Source organism: Pseudomonas sp. NFPP04, assembly GCF_900113815.1.
Taxonomy (GTDB): domain Bacteria; phylum Pseudomonadota; class Gammaproteobacteria; order Pseudomonadales; family Pseudomonadaceae; genus Aquipseudomonas; species Aquipseudomonas extremorientalis.
Genome location: NZ_FOQS01000021.1, coordinates 18,248 through 34,284, shown reverse-complemented (window position 1 = coordinate 34,284; position 16,037 = coordinate 18,248). Strand labels below are relative to the sequence as shown.

Below are 16,037 nucleotides of genomic sequence, written 5' to 3'. Positions count from 1 at the left end.
ACTGGAGCGCTATGTCGAAGCGGGTTATTTACCCATCGACAACAACGCCGCTGAAAGAGCGATCAAGCCGTTTGTGATCGGACGCAAAGCTTGGTTGTTCAGTGATACCGTCAACGGCGCCGCCGCCAGCGCAAAGATTTACAGCTTGGTCGAGACCGCCAAGGTCAACGGCCAGGAGCCCTATACGTGGCTGCGCCACGTACTGGAGCGGTTGCCATATGCCTCGACGGTCGAAGACTACGAAGCCTTGCTGCCGTGGAACTGCTCACCGGAGATGCCACGGTAAACCGTTGACTCACCTTGGGATAGGTGGGTTTATGGATCGCTTACTGTGCTCACCGTGCCTAGATCAGGAGTATCTCTCGTTGCAGGAGATTGCAACTGTTGCCGCCATCAAGAAAGGAAACCGTGAGGTTTCTCAGCGAGTCAGCAGGGGTTGAAGGATCGAGCATGGTGCAGGTACTCCGCGATGAACAGTGCTGCTGGCCCAGACTGGCGGGTACCGTGGCAGGCTGGCTGCCATGGAACGCCGCCAATCGTCAAAATTGGTAGGCAGGTATTGCGCTAGGTTCTACCAGCAGCACCTAACGCAGACTCAGGATCAACGGGCGGATCGTTTAACAGACTTTCTGCTTCGTGTACTGGCGTATGTCTGATTGGCCGCCTTTGCGACGTCTTTGGCGATCGAATCAAGACTGGGATAGATGAAGCTTTCGTTGATGCCTAATTTTCCCAAGCTGGCCAGGATCGCTGTGGTAGACGTGTACGGGATGAAAATCTTTGAGATGAGGTCTTGTAAAGCGTTGTAGTAGTCAAGTGGTGCGATCTGCGCACCATGAAGTGTGAATGTACCGCTCTGGGCCCGGATTCGCGTTGTCATGTGGGGGGCGGTGATACACACCGGTAGCGTGGTTATATCTTTTGCGAAGGGATCGATGTATTTGTCCCAGCTTTCTGCGTGTGAAGCGATATCAATCGTCTTGGACTGCAGAATCGTTTGTTCATTGATCTTCGTCGGTTCAATGGCAAATACCGCGAAGCCTTCCTCACTGAAGTTATCGTCCTCAAATCGCTCGCACTCAGCCTTTCCATCGCCTTCGCGCACTTGAGCGCCCTGGGCTGCAAAATACAATGCCACTAGGGCATTGGTAGACCAGTCGAGCAGTCTCGTCGGCAAGCCGTGATGCTGAGCGATGAACATCCACTCGAACTCGTTCGTGGGTTGCTGCTCCAGAAATGGTCTGCCTAGCTGTTTGAAGTCCTGCAGCATTTTTTCGGAGTTCGGGCCAGAGAAGACTCCTCCACTGCTGAGTCTTACTGCCGTGTCGTCAATCTCTTGGCCAAGGTGGTCGTGAGACTGATGGATATTTCGCAGTGCCCCAGGTATGAGCCGGTGGCTGGCACTCGATTGGCCGCGGAACCACAGTGAATTGGGTTCTTCAGGTTTCAAGCTATCAATGATGCCTACGAATTCTACGAGCGTCCTGGCTGTATAGATTTTCACATTAGCCTCTTGGAATTTCGATTTTTGGATGTGCCACCCTATGCTACACGAGCAGCTCTGCAGCGCGCTTGACCTATGCCAATGTGGGGCTAGGGGGAGGGGAGCACGAAGCCTGTTATGAAAGCAGCGTGCTTTGCGTGATCGCAATCATGGGGGGCTTTGCCGCGCCTGAACTTTTCACGAATCCAGGCTGACACAGAGATTATTTGAGCTGGGCGACCAGTGCTTTCGCCACAGCTTCAGAGCTCGCCGGATTCTGCCCGGTGGTCAGCTTGCCATCCTCGATTAGGCACTGTACGAAAAGAGATGTCATAAGCACCGCCGGCGGCAGGCCAATGTGATCATGGCCTCATAACTTGTTGTGAGCTTGCAGTAACGCGTGGCCAGCCGGCGGTGCTCTTTCAGCCAGCCAAATAGACGCTCGATGACATCCCGCTCCCGGTACTTGGGCTTGTCGAATACCCGCGGTAGGCCTGGCTTCGGCTTGCGTTTCATGACTCGGTAATCTCTGGCCGGTGGTCAGCGCCGATAATCCTCCGCGCCAGTCTGCTGGGGCAGCCTGGTTTTCAAAGGTGGTGAGCTTAAGCGGCGGTCTTACTCTCGGGAGCACTCTGGAAAGCGAAAAATCACCGCGAAGACAGTTTTGTCACCCAAGATGAACAGCGTGGTCGGCAGATTACCGAAAGCGCTGAGCATTTTCGGTTGGGGCATCCTTTTCAAACCATCCAAAGCATGCCCTCAAATATGCCCCAAATTTAGCAATTAGCTGGAAGTAAATGGCTATTCGAGGCTAGAAAAACGCAGAAATGATCAGCTAACAAGCATCCGCGAAGCCCCTAAAGACTGTCAGGGTCGCCAAAAAACATTTTGACTAGGCTCTAGCACGATATTTTCAGGCGGAAAAAATCTAAATGTGCCCCCACTTTTGCCCCCATTCGTGCCGAGTGTGCGAGTGATCGCGATTGGCGATCTCCGACGGGCTCCAGTGTGGCAGTGGCTGGTATTCAGTGCGCCTCCGTATACTGGATGAGCAACCCGTATCTGGCAAATCCTTGGTTGTTCGGAAGAGGGTATGGGTAATGAGTCGATATCCAAGCGGATAGTCCGGTCAGACCCAGAACCCACCACTTCAATTGACGGCCGAGTCGGCCGGCAGCGAGGACGCTCGGATTGCAATGTGGAGGCGGCGTCTTACCTTCGCTATTCCTGGCCTGTTAAGCCGTTGGGTCAGGTCGCTGATCAGTCGTTCGGCAAGTGCAACTGCACTTCCATGGCGTCATGAAGGAGTCTGACGACCTCGATCACGTCGTCGTTTGCCACACGATAGAACACGATATGGCGTGGGCTTTTGACCGTTCCATGGGTTTGTTTGGCCTGTTGGCGTGAATAGATGAGGTGATAGCTGCGAAGGCCCGGTGCAAGCTCATCGCGGTCGTGGCTGCCAATGCGATAAGGAGTGTCGGCAAGCGCTTGCAGCGCCGCGAGGATCAGCGCCTGGTAGCGCTGGCGTGCTTGATCGCCGAACTGCGTCTGGGAGAGCCTAAGGATGTCGACAATGTCGGCGCGCGCCGGGTTGGAAATCCGATACTGCGGCATGCTCAGTGTTTCTCTCTCGCGGGGAGGGTGGCCTCCAGGCTCAAGCCCTCGAGGTAGGGCTCCAGATCCCTTTCGTTCACCTGAGTAAAGCGCCCGTGCTCAAGATCCATGATGCCGATCGAGGTCGCCTGACGCAGTGCCTCAATTTTGGCGGTGTCTTCGGCGACGCGTTGTTCCAATAGCCGCAAACCTTCTCGCATCACTTCGCTGGCATTCTGATACCGGCCAGACTGCACTAGGTCCTGGATAACCTGTTCCTGGTGAGGGGTGAGTACAACGTTTCTCGTTGCCATAATGAGCTCCAGCTTTCGGTAAACAGTCATTGGCATATTATGCCATTTTGCTTGCGAGCACATGGTTTGAGGTTTGGATATGACGAACTGCGTCGTACGGGGTCGTTCTTTGCTCCATGCGCACAACGTCAAAAAAAGGCTGACGCAGGGGGGCGTAGTAGACATCTTGATTAGTGTGGAATTGGGCCTTCAGTTTGACCAAGCCTTGTTTGATGGGACGGGCAGGCTCCCCGATCATTTGCAGTGCAGCGGTGGGAGGGCGGACGTCCCAAGGCACGCGCGATGTAAGTGCACGAACTGGCTTGGTGTGGGTGACAGCGACCAGAAGCAGACCTTAGAAAAAGTATAGAAAATCAGAGGCGATTCATGCGTTGTCGCGGCGACGAAGCTCTGTTGATGATGACGGCTTGTGAAGTCGCCTGGCTGTGTAAGCGTTCAGCGAAGTCACCTATCCGATCCCAGCGATAAGGGCGATGTTCTCCACCTAAATACGTGGACACCATCACCCTTATTGTCAGGATTACCATGCGCCAAAGAACTTCCTATCCTAAACCCTTTAAAGCCCAAGTCGTCCAAGAATGTCTGCGACCTGGCGTGTCTATGGCCAGCGTAGCCCTGCGGCACGGCATCAACGCCAATTTAGTTCGAAAGCGGATACCCGCATATCGTGATCATCAGGCGTCGGCATTGCCCGCTTTCGTCCCGATGAAACTAGCGCCCGCGATCCAGCTCGATCAGCAAATGCCCGTCAGTATCGAGATCCCTTTCGGGCAGCAAAAATTGACCGTGCACTGGTTCTCTTCAAACCCTGAAGGATGCGCTCGTTTTATCCGTGAGCTTGCTCATTGATCCGTATCGACGACATCTGGCTTGCCACCGAGCCCATGGCCGAATCCGCCGACCTGCTCAATCAGGAAAGCTACGGAATTCGCGACGAGATGACCGAAGTGTTGGTCAACCTGCAATTCCAGGACCGGGTCAGCCAGATCCTCAGCCACGTGCGAGACAACATGCAGAGATGACACTAGATTGCCTTGCTCATCGCAAACGTATGCATCTACGGTCAGGAAACTCTTCGATGCGAAACAGTGGCGATGAAATGAGATTGGATATTGGTCGCTCTCGACATTAGGGTGAACTTGCCCTGAAGGGAAGGTTGACCATCGGGGTAGGTGCAGGTTTTGTTACTCGGCGGTGAAGCATCGAGTAATCTCCTATGAGCTCGGGAGCGCTACATCACGTTTGTGCTGCAAACGGCGGGTCAGCATTGCAAGCATCACGGCCAACGCACCGCATGAGCTGATAACCAGCGCCATTGGCAACGCCGTACCATCGTGAAGCACACCCACCAGCGCGGCCGATGCTGCCGCCACGCTAAACTGCAGGCAACCGAGCAATGCCGACGCGCTGCCCGCACGCGCCCATTGTCCGTTCATGGCGCAGGCTGAGGCATTGGGGGTGATGGAGCCCAGGCAGGCAATGCAGATGAACAAGGGCACCAGCAGGGGCCAGAGCTGTTCGGTGCGCAGACCGGCAATCGCCAACAATGCCAGTGCAGCAGCGAGGTACATCCAGATAACCCGCGACAGCAGGAACGCAGGTCCCTTTTTGCCCACCAACCGGGCATTGAGCTGCGAGACCAGAATGAAACCCGCCGCATTGGTACCGAACAGCCAGCCATAGTGCTCAGGCGGCACTCCGTACAGATTGATGAACACGAACGGCGAACCGGCGATGTAAGAAAACATCCCAGCCATGGCGATCCCGCCAGTGAGCGTGTGGCCCAGAAAAATACGATCGCCCAACAAGCGGCGGTACTGCGTCAGTGCGCCTGATAAAGGCTGGCGGGGATGAGTGGCGGGCATGCTTTCCGGCAGGCCCAGCGCCACGGCTATTGAAGCCAGCGCACTGAACGCAGTCAGGCTGATGAAGATCGACTGCCACCCATAGAGGTTGACCAGCAAGCCGCCGAGCATGGGTGCCAGAATCGGCGCCAAGCCCATCACCAGCATTAATTGCGAGAATACTTTGGCCGACTGAACGGCATCGCACCTGTCGCTGACAATGGCTCGGGCAATCACCATCCCCGCACAGCCGCCCAGCGCCTGAACGAAGCGCGCGCCGATCAGCCATTCCAGATTCGGCGCGAAGGCACACGCCAGCGATGCCAGGGTGAACAGCGAAGCCCCGAACAGCAGCGGGATACGTCGGCCGAAGCGATCCGCCACCGGCCCGTAAGCCAGTTGACCGATGGACAAGCCCAGAAAATATGACGCCAGGGTCAACTGGACATGCTTCTCGTCAGTGCCAAACGCCAGGGCAATGGCCGGGAAGCCAGGCAGATAAAAGTCGACGGCCAAGGGTCCGAAGGCGCTCAAGGCACCGAGAATAAGGATCGTGCGCAGGTTCATCAGACATCCAGACGATATTCAGAGCAGAGGGGGGGTACCCAACCCCGCAAAGCCCAGACATGGTATGCACTTAAGTTTAAGTGGATACCAGTTCTAGCCTTTTAAGCGGGTATTTCATGCAGCCAACACGCTATTCCTACTCCAACTCCTTCAAAGCCCAGGTCATTCAGGAGTGTGCCCAATCCAGCGAAATGGAGCTGGATTGGGCACACTCCCAGCACTGGTAGATGACTTGGCCGGACGCATACGCTGCTATGAAACGTCAATCCACTGGACGCCTGTAGCCAACCTGGACAAGCTCGGTGTTTGCTGGCGGCGATTGTCTGCAGTGGGCTACCCGTTGGCAACGGGCATCAAGACGCTAATTCAAGTCGAGACCTTCCTCGAGTATGGACTGTTGCACGGCTTCACGGCTCTTCACACGCTCGTACCAAGCTTGCAGGTGATGAAGACTGTCAAGATGAAGTGGCGTATCCTCGTAGGACTTAAGCCAGGACGCCTTAGCCCATCCAGTCACCGCAAACAGGTAGGTATCAGCGACCGTGAATTTTTCACCCATAAGAAACTGTTTGTCTGAGAGATGCTGGTTAATCCAAGCGTAGCGTTTCTCCAGCTTCGGTCTTGCGATCTCAATGTAATCTCCTGCCGGAGCAGCATAAAAGAGCGGAATAAAGCCCTTATGGATTTCCGTTGAGAGGAAGGCGAGCATTTCCTGAAGCTTGTATCTTTCAAACGTTCCGTTGGCTGGAGCAAGGCCTATTTCGGGGTGCTGGTCCGCAAGATATTGAATGATTACAACTCCCTCCAAGAGCATTTCACCATTATCAAGCTCAAGCGCAGGAATGTAGCCGTGCGGGTTGACCTTGTAAAAGTTCTTCCCCTGTTCTGTTACATGATCTTTGAGGTCGACCTTGATGAATTCGACATTGAGGCCAAGTTCGTTTGCAACGATGTGCGGCGAAAGGGAGCAGGCGCCAGGCTTGTAGTAGAGCTTCATTCTGTGATCTCCATGGAATTAATTGTCGTGCTTTAAAATTTGAATCCTAAGTTAGTTCGCTTTGTAAGCGACTCGCTCGCTACGTTTTGCATCGTTTGCATGGATGAGTTACTCATGTGCCACCTTCCCCACAGCCAGAGACAGCGAATCACCAAGAATGCGCCACAAAGCGGTAAGACGCCGACAGTAGGTGCCTTCACTACAGTAAATCAACTCGACATGAAGGCTGTCGATCACAGCTATATAAGCATCCTGAAACATCGAAATCTCGATCGCCGACAGTGCTGGATACCTGTTCTCAAGGCTTGCGCCAAAGCGTTCACGAAGACGGTCCAGATAGGCTTCAAAGCCACTTGTAACCGATGCCATCAACTCCGAAGGCGGAAAGAATGCCGTGCGCAGCAGGAAACGCAGAGCAGCGGAAGACTCGTAGCGGTTTGAAAGATTTTCCGTGTACAGCTTGCCGGGCTCGTCATCATTCGCCGGGACGCTTGCAAACATCTCTTCGATATAGTGCCTCTCCGTCGCCAGCGCCAGATTCAGCACGGCGTTGAACAGATCATCCTTGCTCTTAAAGTGCGCGTATAACGAGGGCTTGCGCATACCTGCCACGACAGCGATTTCATTGAGCGACGAGGCGTCGTATCCCCGCTCAGCGAAATGCACCAGAGCGATATCACAGATTCTGCTTGCCGAAGGGCTCAGCACTTTCATCGGGGTGACCTTTTAATTCAGTGACTTAACGCGGTGATGTGCTCGGCCCTGCCTTCTCGCACACTGACCCAGGTCAGGGCACCCACCATAACAGCGCAGATTATCAGGAATGCGCACCAGGCGATGGCGCCATGGCTGCTCGCCCAACCGGTCAACGGTGTGGCGAAGGCCGAGATGCCAAGCTGAAACGCGCCGAGCAATGCAGCCGTTGAACCCAGGGCAGTGGTTTGCGAAGACATCACCAGCGTCATCAGTGAGGTTTCTGCAATCCCCAATCCAAGCAGTGCTATCGCTACACCGGCAGCCAGCCAGTACAAACTAGAACCAGATACTGCTGCGCCGTAGGCCATGACAGAACCTGCAAAGATGCAAAAAGCTCCAGCCGTTGCCATGCGGGCCAAACCGTACTTGCCCACCAGTCTGGTAGCCACAACGGCCCCTATGAGAATCGCGATGCCGGTTGCGCCAAACAGCGTACCGAACTGGGCAGCAGGCAGGCCGTATTCCTTCTGATAAACAAATGTAGCGCCGCCCACATAGGCAAAGAGAAAGAAGAACACGGCTGACAGCGCTAAGGCTGGCCTTAGAAAACGACCGTCTTTTGCGATGCGCGCATACGTGCGTATCGCAAGTCTCATATTCAATGGCTCGCGCTTTTGCATTGGTAGTGTTTCAGGCAAAACAGCCATCGAATTCACCGCCACCAGCGCACCGAGAACAGCCAGTACCAGCATGACGGCCCGCCATCCGAAATGCGCCTCAATGTAACCACCCAACCCCGGGGCGATGATGGGAGCAACACCTTGAATGGTCAGCAGCAGGCCAAAAAGTTTTGCTGCCTGAACGCCCTGAGTGACGTCACGCACCATGCTCATGATGACTACCAACGTCAAAGCACTGCCTATCCCTTGGGCAAATCGTGCCAGGAGTAGCCACTCAAGGGTTGGTGCCGCTCCTGCAGCCAGCGCACTCAAACTGAACAGCAACAAGCCTGCTATCAGTGGACGTCGACGGCCCAACGCGTCGACTACCGGCCCGAACAGCAATTGCCCAAGCCCCATTGCCAACAAAAAGACCGTGAGCGTCAGCTGAATGCTGGCAACACTGGTCGAATAATCAACCGCCATTTCGGGTAGGCTTGGCAAATACATATCGACGGCTGAGGGCCCCAATGCGGCGATGGCGCCCAAGGCAATGGCAAACTTCAGTGGAGGATTGCCGAAATGACTCTTTTTCATAACAAACTCAGGATAGGCTTCCTACCGGAAGGTAGGAAAGTGGTGTGAAGTTAACGAGAACCGAGAGGCAAGGTCAAGCCGTTATTTTTTTAGTGGCCAGGCAGCACCTGCCAGCGCTCCGCGCAAGGCATGCGCACGAAAGTGTTTTAGGCTTCAGTGCAAAGTGTTTTTTTCCAGAAGCGGCTGAAATGAGCGGAATCTGTGAAACATCATTTTTAAGCGATCGAGGTAAGCGACTCGGTGCGCAGAAACGGGTTGGCCAAATCGATCACGCTGCGTTCGAGCCTGGCGCGCTGGATGTATCGACAAACGCTGTCACCTTGCGCATCAGCGATGGGAGCGGAGAGGGTGGCCATCTCGTTGTAGTCGGGGCTATTTGGAGGCAACACAGAGGACCATATGGCGCCGTTATCCAGCGCCACGGTTGGCCCACAGGCCAATGGGACACTTAGTGCCAATGGCTGTAACTTTGTGGGCGGGATCAGGGTTCAAATTGAACTCTGTGAGACCCAGACTTGCCTGCGAACTAGGCGCCTTGGTATATCAGGCAGACCTCTTCATCGCACGCGCGGGCGAGCCTCGCTCCAACAGATGGCCTCCGATACCTCTTACAAGCGAAACCTCGACACCATGCTGTTCAGGTCAACCGCCAGGCGGGTCAACTCGCCGCTGGCGGCGCTGGTCTGGGCGGCGCCGTTGGAAGATTGCGTCGACAGGTCCCGGATGTTAACCAAGTTGCGGTCCACTTCACGGGCGACTGCAGCCTGTTCTTCCGCAGCGGCGGCGATGACCAGGTTACGTTCGTTGATCTCGACTACTGCAGTGTTGATGGTTTCCAGCGCCAAGCCTGCGCCTTTCGCGATGTTCAGGGTAGATTCAGCACGGTCAGTGCTGTTACGCATTGAACTGACCGCTTTTTGGGTGCCGCCTTGAATGCTGCCAACCATGCGTTCAATTTCGCTGGTGGACTGTTGGGTGCGATGGGCCAAAGCGCGCACTTCATCGGCGACAACCGCAAAGCCGCGACCGGCTTCACCGGCCCGGGCCGCTTCGATAGCTGCGTTCAGCGCCAGCAGGTTGGTCTGATCCGCCAAGCCACGAATCACGTCCAGAACCTTACCGATGTCGCGGGACTCTTCCGCAAGATTACCAATCAGATCGGCGGTGCTTTGCACATCCCCGCTCATGCGTTCGATAGCGTTGACGGTTTCGTGAACCAGGTCCCGGCCATCGCCTGCTGACGCCGTCGCGTTTTTTGACGCCTCTGAAGTGCTCACTGCGTTACGCGCCACTTCTTCGACAGCGCTGGTCATTTCGTTGACTGCAGTCGCGGCTTGTTCTATTTCGTTGTCCTGCTGCGCAAGGCCACGGGCGCTTTCATCGGTAACGGCGTTCAGCTCCTCGGCAGCGGAAGCCAGTTGTGTTGCGGATCCGGAAATACGCATCAAGGTATCGCGCAGTTTCTCCTGCATTTTTTGCATGGCGAGCAGCAACCGGCCCGCTTCGTCAGTGCCATCAACCTTTATCGATCGGGTCAGATTACCTTCGGCGATGGTTTCAGCCGCTTCAAGTGCCAACGCTATCGGTTGGGTGATGCTCTTGGTCAGCAGCCAGGCAAACAGCATGGTCAGCAGCGAGGCAATAATGAGGAGGCCAACAACCCAGTTGAACGCAGAGCTGTACTGGTCAGCAGCGGATTGATTGATGATAGCCAGCTGGCCGTTATTAAAGTCAGTAAGCTTACCCAACGCTACGTTTATCTGCTCAGCGTTAGCCGCAGACTCGGCGTTCAGCACGCGCGTTAGCTCCTGCAGATCGCCAGCCCGACTGAGGGTAACAAGGCGCGTTTCAATCTTCCGATATTCATCCATCAGCCGCATATAGTCGTTGTAGTCGGATTGCTCTACAGGGGATGAAATCAGTTTGGCGTATGCTGCCTGCGACTTGTTAAGTTGTTGGTTTTGTTCCGCAAGTAATTCGATAGTCCTGTTCTGAGTATTCGGTTCGCGATCAGTCAACAGCCGATACAACAAAACCCGCATGCGGACGCCCGTCACAGTGAGAGCATTCAGGGTCTGAAAGCTAGGGACGCCATTTATCGCGATGTCGTCGCCAGCTGCTCGGATCTTGCTCATCTGAGACAAGGCGAAGAGGCCGAGAATCAGCATGAGCGCGCCTATCAGGGAGAACCCCAGAAATGCGCGCGGAGCAATGTTCATTGTTCTTATTGTCATGGTTTTCCTAGAGCGTGGAATGTGCTCCCCGCAAGCAGCGGCGGATGGTCCAGCGCATAAGTTTTTATCGGTCGCTTGATGGCACACTTGAGCGAATACAGCTGTGTGCCGCATATTAAAACTGATATTGCCCACTCACCAACTTGCAGACATCGACTGATGTTGGGCCGATGCAGCTCGATGGCGACAATCTTCAACCCAAACGACCTGGACGCGACTTTCGTTCAGTTGGTAGAGACTCGCTACCAAGGTTGCATATTTCTCTTGCAGAATCAGTTCTAGAGGCTGCGGCAGCGTGGCAGAAGATGCTGTGCATAATGGTGCTCAAGGATAGGGGATGGTCGGTTCGATGTCGGCGAACACCGCGCCAGCGCCGTCGTACGTCGCTTCACCGAGGAAAGCATGCTGTGTCACTACCATGGAGTCGCGTACGATCCATTGCAGACGGTTGTCATTGAAGATGGCTGCAGTCCCAGCCAGTCGATAAGCCTTCATGACTACGTCCGCTCCGGTATGAGCGGCATGGGTGGCGCTGAGGCGTAATAAGTTAGTCTGCTGCAGGGTCACCGGATTACCGGCGATGAGCGAGGCCCATACAGCTTCGGCGGATTCGTAGAAAAACGCTTGGGCGCTTCGCAGCATCGCCTCTGCCTTACCCAGTTCGCTGCGGTAATAAGCGCGATCACCCAAACGCGGGGCACCGGTGACAGTCTTGGTGCTGCCCGACATTGCGATCACCAAGTCCAGTGCTGCGCGTCCCAGCCCAAGGTTAACGGCGGCATGAACTTGCGCCTGGTAGGAAACGGACGGGTAATGATAGAGGGGCTCGTCAATTGTGGGGGCACTGCCCCGCACGAAAGTCCACTCGCGTTGGACGTTCTTTTGGTGCAATTTGAGGTCATGGCTCCCCGTCCCTTGCATCCCGACAACATTCCAGGTGTCGACGATCTGCACTTCGCTTGCCGGGAACACAGCGGTCAGCGGTTTGCCTGCCGTCGGTCCTCCACCGTTGGCCGATGTGCCACCGATGCCTACACCAATCCAGTTGGCACCTTTGCACCCACTAGCAAACCGCCAGTGCCCGCTGACTTCCCAGCCATTTTCAGTCTCTTTGGCAGGTTGTAGGGGGTAAAGGCCGCCAGCATAGACCTGGTCTGGCCCGTTGGTATAAATCAACGCTTGGGTTGCCGGGGGGAGTGCCGCCAGGTAGATGTTGGCTGAGCCGAACGCGGTCACCCAACCGACCGAACCGTCGGCTTCGGAAACCCGCTCTACGATGCGCAGGAACTCGGCTGGAGGCAGCGCATCGCCACCGAAACATTTGGGAGTACTGGCGCGGAAGATACCCACTGCTTTCATTTTTTCGATCATGTCTAAAGGGACATGGGAACGTTGGTTAAACTCGCTGCGACGCTCGGCAATCTCCGCAATCACATCATCCAGGGAAATCGCCTTGATGCTGATTGGAGCGCCTTCAAGTGTGTCACGATCATCGAAATTGTTTTTGCTGTTCATGTTTATTGTTCTCTTGCTAGGGTGATTGCATACACGCTTAGAATGCGTGGGCTGATAAGAAAAAATCAAATTCGGAATATGAATAAGCTAAATAATCTGTGGGAATTAACTGTCGTGCCATGCGCCTCTAAAGGGGAGGGCGTTTAAGGGCGATGGCTATTCCTACTGTCAATAGTGCGTATGAGTAAAGCGAATTTGACCGGATGAACAATCCGTCTCAACATGGATTCACCCAGTCAATAATTACAAGGTGAAGGTTATGGTTAGCGATCAATCAAAACAACATTTTCGGCAAGCGCTGTCATTGTTGTCTGCGGCGGTGAATATCATTACTACCGATGGACCCCATGGTCGCTTCGGATTAACTGCGAGTGCGGTCTGCTCGGTCACTGATACGCCCCCAACATTATTGGTTTGCATCAACCGTAACAGTTCAATTCATGAGGCGTTGCTGGGCAACAGGGCGTTGTGCGTAAATATACTGACCGGTGATCTGGAGGGTGTTGCGCGACAGTTTGCTGGTATGACTGACCTGCCGCCTGCTGAACGTTTTACCGGCCAGGATTGGCGGACAGGCTCCTCGGGCCTGCCGGTGTTGAACGACGCCCTAGCAAGCCTCGAAGGAAACATAGTAGACATCAAGGAAGTCGGATCGCACTCGGTATTATTTGTCGAAATTAACCAAATTCAGGTCCGTGAAGAGGGCGAGAGTCTGATTTACTTTGGGAGAAACTTTCACCGTCTGGGGCGGGCTGCAGCCGCCAACGTGCAGACTCCTGCGTCCTGAATAATTGCAGTTCCCCATTCGCGGGTTACATGGTTTTGAATAATGCTCGCGCGCATCATTTGATGTGAACTCCAGTACGGCTGCCGGAGGCAAACAGACTAATGATTAACCCGCGCAGCCAGTTTATCCCGGCATCCGATAGGAAATGGCTATGGCAATAAAGTCCCACCGAGATTGATGGCAATTCGATGGGCAGACTCAGCAGCCGATAGCGATGGTCGCGGTTTAGCTGCATGGCAATGACACGCGGCAGAATCAATGCCAGATTAGTGTTAGCAACGATTTTCGGGGCGATCGTGAAGTTAGGTACTTTCAGAGCGATTTCGCGCGCAATGCCGGCCTTTCCGAATGCTGCATCGGCGGTTAGGCCATGGCCGGTAATATTGCTCGAAACGTCAACATAGCGCAGGGCGAGTATGTCCTGAACGCTCAATTCATCTTCCTGAAAAGGATGGCCGTTGCGCAACAAACAAATGAATTCGTCGTCTAGAAATTTTTCGTAGATGCACTCTTCACCAAGTTCCACTAGATAGCCTATCGCGATATCTACTTCACCTTTGCGCAGTGCTATAGCCAGTTGTTCTATAGGCATTTGACGCACATCCAGGCGTACTTTCGGCGCCTCGCGCGCTAGCACTTCCATCACCGTCGGTAGCACATAAAGTTGCGACATATCCGACATGGAGATGCGAAAAGTACGATCCGCTGTTTTAGGTTCAAAGTTCGAAAACATCATTAATGCGCTTTGAATAATAATCAGTGCATGTTCAATGGGTCCGTGCAGGCGAATAGCTGCGTCAGTAGGCTCCATCGACGTTGCTGTTCGTACGAACAGCGGATCGTCAAACACATCACGTAGTCGGCGCAGTGCGTGACTGACGGCGGGCTGGCTGAGGTGTAGGCGTTCGGCCGCGATTGTCAGGCTGCGGTATTCCCAAATAGCCACAAAAGTCCTGAGAAGATTCAGATCGATCGTGGACATGTTGATGTGCGTCATTATTTACCAGGAGCCTTACGCGTGATGCTGGAGAAGACGCCGTCGCGGTATATCCAGGCATGTATCAGCGCTGCGCAAAGATGTCCTAATACAAGCAGAAACAGAAGCCAGGCGAATAGCCCATGTGCGGCCCGAAACCAAGCGTAAAGCACGGAGCTGACTGGAGCAATTGGTGGAAGGTTCCAGCCCGCGAACATGGTGACAGGCCAATTGCCGGCAGAGAGCGTCGCCCAGCCGAGCAGTGGCAGGCAGAGCATCAGCATGTAAAGCAATAGATGCGAGACATGCGCCGCCATTGCCTGCCAGTACGGTATGCTGGCAGGCAATGGCGGCGTGGCGCTTAAAAGCCGATTGCCTAGACGCAGGATAGCCAAAAGAAGAATGGCGATTCCCAGAGGCCTATGAAGATCAATGAGCCAGGGACGCAGGCTCAGAGAAGACATCATGCCGACGCCTATAAATAGCATGGCCAGGATAAGTACAGCCATGAGCCAATGGAGCACCCGTGCCGCGAAATTGAAATTTTGCACACCGGTGTGCTTCTGCTGGGTATGCATTATTTGGTTTCCTTTTTGCCAACCGCGTCAGTGGCTTTACCAAAACCGATTTCTCTTAATCTGGCGTTATAGGACTGGGAATAAATACCCGCACGGGCTGCAAGCACCGGATCGTCTGAAAGTGCTATTCCTGAAGGTACAAGCGTAGGGTCAAAGTTAATGTCACGACATGCCCCATGAATTTGCTCTACCACCTGGTTGACCTCTAACGTCCCAGCGATTACCTCTTTGCGGTTGCTCGGCCATGGTTGAGAAGGGTCGTTCACCGGATCTCCTGCCTCGGCCAGTTGGAATACCAGATCCCAATACAAGGGTGCTACACCCACACGCTGAGTTATTTCATCAAACAGGAAGTCATGACTGGCTTGCGCATGAGTCTCTTTGCTCAACATCTCTACAGCCGCACGAGGGCGCATGGACCAGCGCACAGGTTGACGTTTTCCATCCGCTGCAATGAGTACGAAGGCGTTGATGGAATTATATTCGGTTCCTGCAAAACTGGCCGGCCAAGTCGCGTTCGCCTCTCGCTCTACAGACTTGCGAGCCTCTGGATATTTTTGAAAAAACGCGGCCACCTTGTCCGGGGCTGGTTGTCCAGTGGCAGCCACCGGTTCAAAGGCTTCGACCTGCGCCAGGAAACCCTCTGCATCCCGAGTCGCGAAGTAGGGTTCGTTGTTGAGCTTCATTCGCCACTGTGACTTATCGTCGCCTACCAGCATGAGTGCCATGCTGACGGTCGCTGTCGAATTGTCCGCCGCATGCGGGTCCACGGTGCCGATTGAAAAACGCCCGACAGCGGGAATGTTGGCCGGTAGAAAAATACGTGAGGTCGACAGAGGGACGGCCGCGCCGCTCGCATGAAAAGTCCCACTGAAACACATACCCTTACCGTGGGCCCGTCGATAGCCTGGTGGAAAATTATCCAGGGAATCACCCAGAAACTCTTTTGTGGTAACGCCGGTGCCTAAGAATCCTCCTGTCCAGGCGAAAGCCAGCACAAGAGCTATCGCGATACTGAATATGCCCAACAACGGCACTCGATATTTCCATAAACCCTGAAGGTTATTCTTAAGCATAAAATTCTCAGCTGCACGTTGTCAGGCAGCGCTGGATTGAAACTGCCGAATGGATAGCGCCAACACTAACCGGCGCAAAGCAGTAGTCATGTGTAAGACAGAGGGATTTGAACCGCCG

The 16,037-nt window shown here is 54.4% G+C and carries 15 protein-coding genes and 4 pseudogenes; 4 read left to right on the top strand and 15 right to left on the bottom strand.

Features of this window, described 5'->3' with window-relative positions:
• Nucleotides 1–286: transposase domain-containing protein (locus BM017_RS28470; RefSeq protein WP_139216887.1), on the top strand; the 286-nt coding region annotated here is incomplete at its 5' end.
• A 315-nt stretch (nucleotides 287–601) separates the two neighbouring features.
• On the opposite strand, the gene BM017_RS28465 is transcribed toward BM017_RS28470, so the two are convergent.
• The 5 genes and pseudogenes from BM017_RS28465 to BM017_RS28450 all read right to left on the bottom strand — a co-directional run bounded on the left by BM017_RS28465 (nucleotide 602) and on the right by BM017_RS28450 (nucleotide 3,393).
• Nucleotides 602–1,504 carry an FRG domain-containing protein gene (locus BM017_RS28465; RefSeq protein WP_092250827.1) on the bottom strand — a complete coding sequence of 301 codons (903 nt, stop codon included), beginning with the start codon at nucleotides 1,502–1,504 and terminating at the stop codon, nucleotides 602–604.
• Between the two features lie 202 nt (nucleotides 1,505–1,706).
• Nucleotides 1,707–1,793, bottom strand: a pseudogene (locus BM017_RS29790) (type 1 glutamine amidotransferase domain-containing protein); the annotation flags it as partial.
• Between the two features lie 20 nt (nucleotides 1,794–1,813).
• Nucleotides 1,814–2,005, bottom strand: a pseudogene (locus BM017_RS28460) (transposase); the annotation flags it as partial.
• A gap of 738 nt (nucleotides 2,006–2,743) precedes the next feature.
• Nucleotides 2,744–3,100, bottom strand: a complete 357-nt coding sequence (locus tag BM017_RS28455; protein WP_092250824.1) for a type II toxin-antitoxin system RelE/ParE family toxin — start codon at nucleotides 3,098–3,100, stop codon at nucleotides 2,744–2,746.
• Nucleotides 3,101–3,102: 2 nt separating this feature from the next.
• Nucleotides 3,103–3,393 (bottom strand): type II toxin-antitoxin system ParD family antitoxin, encoded by a 291-nt coding sequence (locus BM017_RS28450; RefSeq protein ID WP_092250833.1) that lies wholly within the window; start codon nucleotides 3,391–3,393, stop codon nucleotides 3,103–3,105.
• A 525-nt stretch (nucleotides 3,394–3,918) separates the two neighbouring features.
• Between BM017_RS28450 and BM017_RS28440 the strand changes: the two genes are divergently transcribed.
• Nucleotides 3,919–4,242: an IS66-like element accessory protein TnpA gene (locus BM017_RS28440; protein WP_092250818.1), complete on the top strand. Its 324-nt coding sequence runs from the start codon at nucleotides 3,919–3,921 to the stop codon at nucleotides 4,240–4,242.
• A 26-nt stretch (nucleotides 4,243–4,268) separates the two neighbouring features.
• Nucleotides 4,269–4,406: pseudogene (locus BM017_RS29015) on the top strand (chemotaxis protein); the annotation flags it as partial.
• Between the two features lie 201 nt (nucleotides 4,407–4,607).
• On the opposite strand, the gene BM017_RS28435 reads toward BM017_RS29015, so the two are convergent.
• The 7 genes and pseudogenes from BM017_RS28435 to BM017_RS28400 all read right to left on the bottom strand — a co-directional run bounded on the left by BM017_RS28435 (nucleotide 4,608) and on the right by BM017_RS28400 (nucleotide 12,502).
• Complete coding sequence (locus tag BM017_RS28435; RefSeq protein WP_092250815.1) at nucleotides 4,608–5,804, bottom strand: multidrug effflux MFS transporter; 1,197 nt, start codon at nucleotides 5,802–5,804, stop codon at nucleotides 4,608–4,610.
• Between the two features lie 361 nt (nucleotides 5,805–6,165).
• The gene (gstA, locus tag BM017_RS28425) at nucleotides 6,166–6,801 is read right to left on the bottom strand and encodes a glutathione transferase GstA (protein ID WP_092250812.1); all 636 of its coding nucleotides are present in this window, start codon (nucleotides 6,799–6,801) and stop codon (nucleotides 6,166–6,168) included.
• A gap of 108 nt (nucleotides 6,802–6,909) precedes the next feature.
• Nucleotides 6,910–7,515, bottom strand: a complete 606-nt coding sequence (locus BM017_RS28420; RefSeq protein ID WP_092250809.1) for a TetR/AcrR family transcriptional regulator — start codon at nucleotides 7,513–7,515, stop codon at nucleotides 6,910–6,912.
• Between the two features lie 17 nt (nucleotides 7,516–7,532).
• On the bottom strand, nucleotides 7,533–8,753 hold the full coding sequence (locus BM017_RS28415) for a multidrug effflux MFS transporter (protein WP_092250806.1): 1,221 nt from the start codon (nucleotides 8,751–8,753) through the stop codon (nucleotides 7,533–7,535).
• Between the two features lie 73 nt (nucleotides 8,754–8,826).
• A pseudogene (locus BM017_RS29485) lies at nucleotides 8,827–9,082 on the bottom strand (hypothetical protein); the annotation flags it as partial.
• A 279-nt stretch (nucleotides 9,083–9,361) separates the two neighbouring features.
• Nucleotides 9,362–10,987 carry a methyl-accepting chemotaxis protein gene (locus BM017_RS28405; protein WP_092250803.1) on the bottom strand — a complete coding sequence of 542 codons (1,626 nt, stop codon included), beginning with the start codon at nucleotides 10,985–10,987 and terminating at the stop codon, nucleotides 9,362–9,364.
• Nucleotides 10,988–11,311: 324 nt separating this feature from the next.
• Nucleotides 11,312–12,502 (bottom strand): acyl-CoA dehydrogenase family protein, encoded by a 1,191-nt coding sequence (locus BM017_RS28400; protein WP_092250800.1) that lies wholly within the window; start codon nucleotides 12,500–12,502, stop codon nucleotides 11,312–11,314.
• Nucleotides 12,503–12,761: 259 nt separating this feature from the next.
• Here BM017_RS28400 and BM017_RS28395 point away from each other — a divergent pair, with 259 nt between their 5' ends.
• Complete coding sequence (locus tag BM017_RS28395; RefSeq protein ID WP_092250797.1) at nucleotides 12,762–13,289, top strand: flavin reductase; 528 nt, start codon at nucleotides 12,762–12,764, stop codon at nucleotides 13,287–13,289.
• 55 nt (nucleotides 13,290–13,344) lie between these two features.
• Here the strand turns inward: BM017_RS28395 and BM017_RS28390 are convergent, their stop codons facing one another.
• Genes BM017_RS28390 through BM017_RS28380 form a run of 3 tightly spaced genes read right to left on the bottom strand, consistent with a single transcriptional unit; the run spans nucleotide 13,345 to nucleotide 15,919 of the window.
• Nucleotides 13,345–14,271, bottom strand: coding sequence for a LysR family transcriptional regulator (locus BM017_RS28390; RefSeq protein WP_256575702.1), 927 nt, complete (start codon nucleotides 14,269–14,271; stop codon nucleotides 13,345–13,347).
• A gap of 14 nt (nucleotides 14,272–14,285) precedes the next feature.
• Nucleotides 14,286–14,843: a cytochrome b gene (locus BM017_RS28385; RefSeq protein ID WP_092250790.1), complete on the bottom strand. Its 558-nt coding sequence runs from the start codon at nucleotides 14,841–14,843 to the stop codon at nucleotides 14,286–14,288.
• Nucleotides 14,843–15,919, bottom strand: a complete 1,077-nt coding sequence (locus BM017_RS28380) for a catalase family peroxidase (RefSeq protein WP_092250787.1) — start codon at nucleotides 15,917–15,919, stop codon at nucleotides 14,843–14,845. Before BM017_RS28380 ends, BM017_RS28385 begins: the two co-directional genes overlap by 1 nt.
• Nucleotides 15,920–16,037: the final 118 nt, after the last annotated feature.

What these genes read in the sequence shown, in the direction of transcription:
- BM017_RS28455 (WP_092250824.1), bottom strand. Translation starts at nt 3,100, where the DNA reads ATGCCGCAGTATCGGATTTCCAACCCGGCGCGCGCCGACATTGTCGAC.
- BM017_RS28450 (WP_092250833.1), bottom strand. Translation starts at nt 3,393, where the DNA reads ATGGCAACGAGAAACGTTGTACTCACCCCTCACCAGGAACAGGTTATC.
- BM017_RS28440 (WP_092250818.1), top strand. Translation starts at nt 3,919, where the DNA reads ATGCGCCAAAGAACTTCCTATCCTAAACCCTTTAAAGCCCAAGTCGTC.
- BM017_RS28435 (WP_092250815.1), bottom strand. Translation starts at nt 5,804, where the DNA reads ATGAACCTGCGCACGATCCTTATTCTCGGTGCCTTGAGCGCCTTCGGA.
- gstA (WP_092250812.1), bottom strand. Translation starts at nt 6,801, where the DNA reads ATGAAGCTCTACTACAAGCCTGGCGCCTGCTCCCTTTCGCCGCACATC.
- BM017_RS28420 (WP_092250809.1), bottom strand. Translation starts at nt 7,515, where the DNA reads ATGAAAGTGCTGAGCCCTTCGGCAAGCAGAATCTGTGATATCGCTCTG.
- BM017_RS28415 (WP_092250806.1), bottom strand. Translation starts at nt 8,753, where the DNA reads ATGAAAAAGAGTCATTTCGGCAATCCTCCACTGAAGTTTGCCATTGCC.
- BM017_RS28405 (WP_092250803.1), bottom strand. Translation starts at nt 10,987, where the DNA reads ATGACAATAAGAACAATGAACATTGCTCCGCGCGCATTTCTGGGGTTC.
- BM017_RS28400 (WP_092250800.1), bottom strand. Translation starts at nt 12,502, where the DNA reads ATGAACAGCAAAAACAATTTCGATGATCGTGACACACTTGAAGGCGCT.
- BM017_RS28395 (WP_092250797.1), top strand. Translation starts at nt 12,762, where the DNA reads ATGGTTAGCGATCAATCAAAACAACATTTTCGGCAAGCGCTGTCATTG.
- BM017_RS28390 (WP_256575702.1), bottom strand. Translation starts at nt 14,271, where the DNA reads ATGTCCACGATCGATCTGAATCTTCTCAGGACTTTTGTGGCTATTTGG.
- BM017_RS28385 (WP_092250790.1), bottom strand. Translation starts at nt 14,843, where the DNA reads ATGCATACCCAGCAGAAGCACACCGGTGTGCAAAATTTCAATTTCGCG.
- BM017_RS28380 (WP_092250787.1), bottom strand. Translation starts at nt 15,919, where the DNA reads ATGCTTAAGAATAACCTTCAGGGTTTATGGAAATATCGAGTGCCGTTG.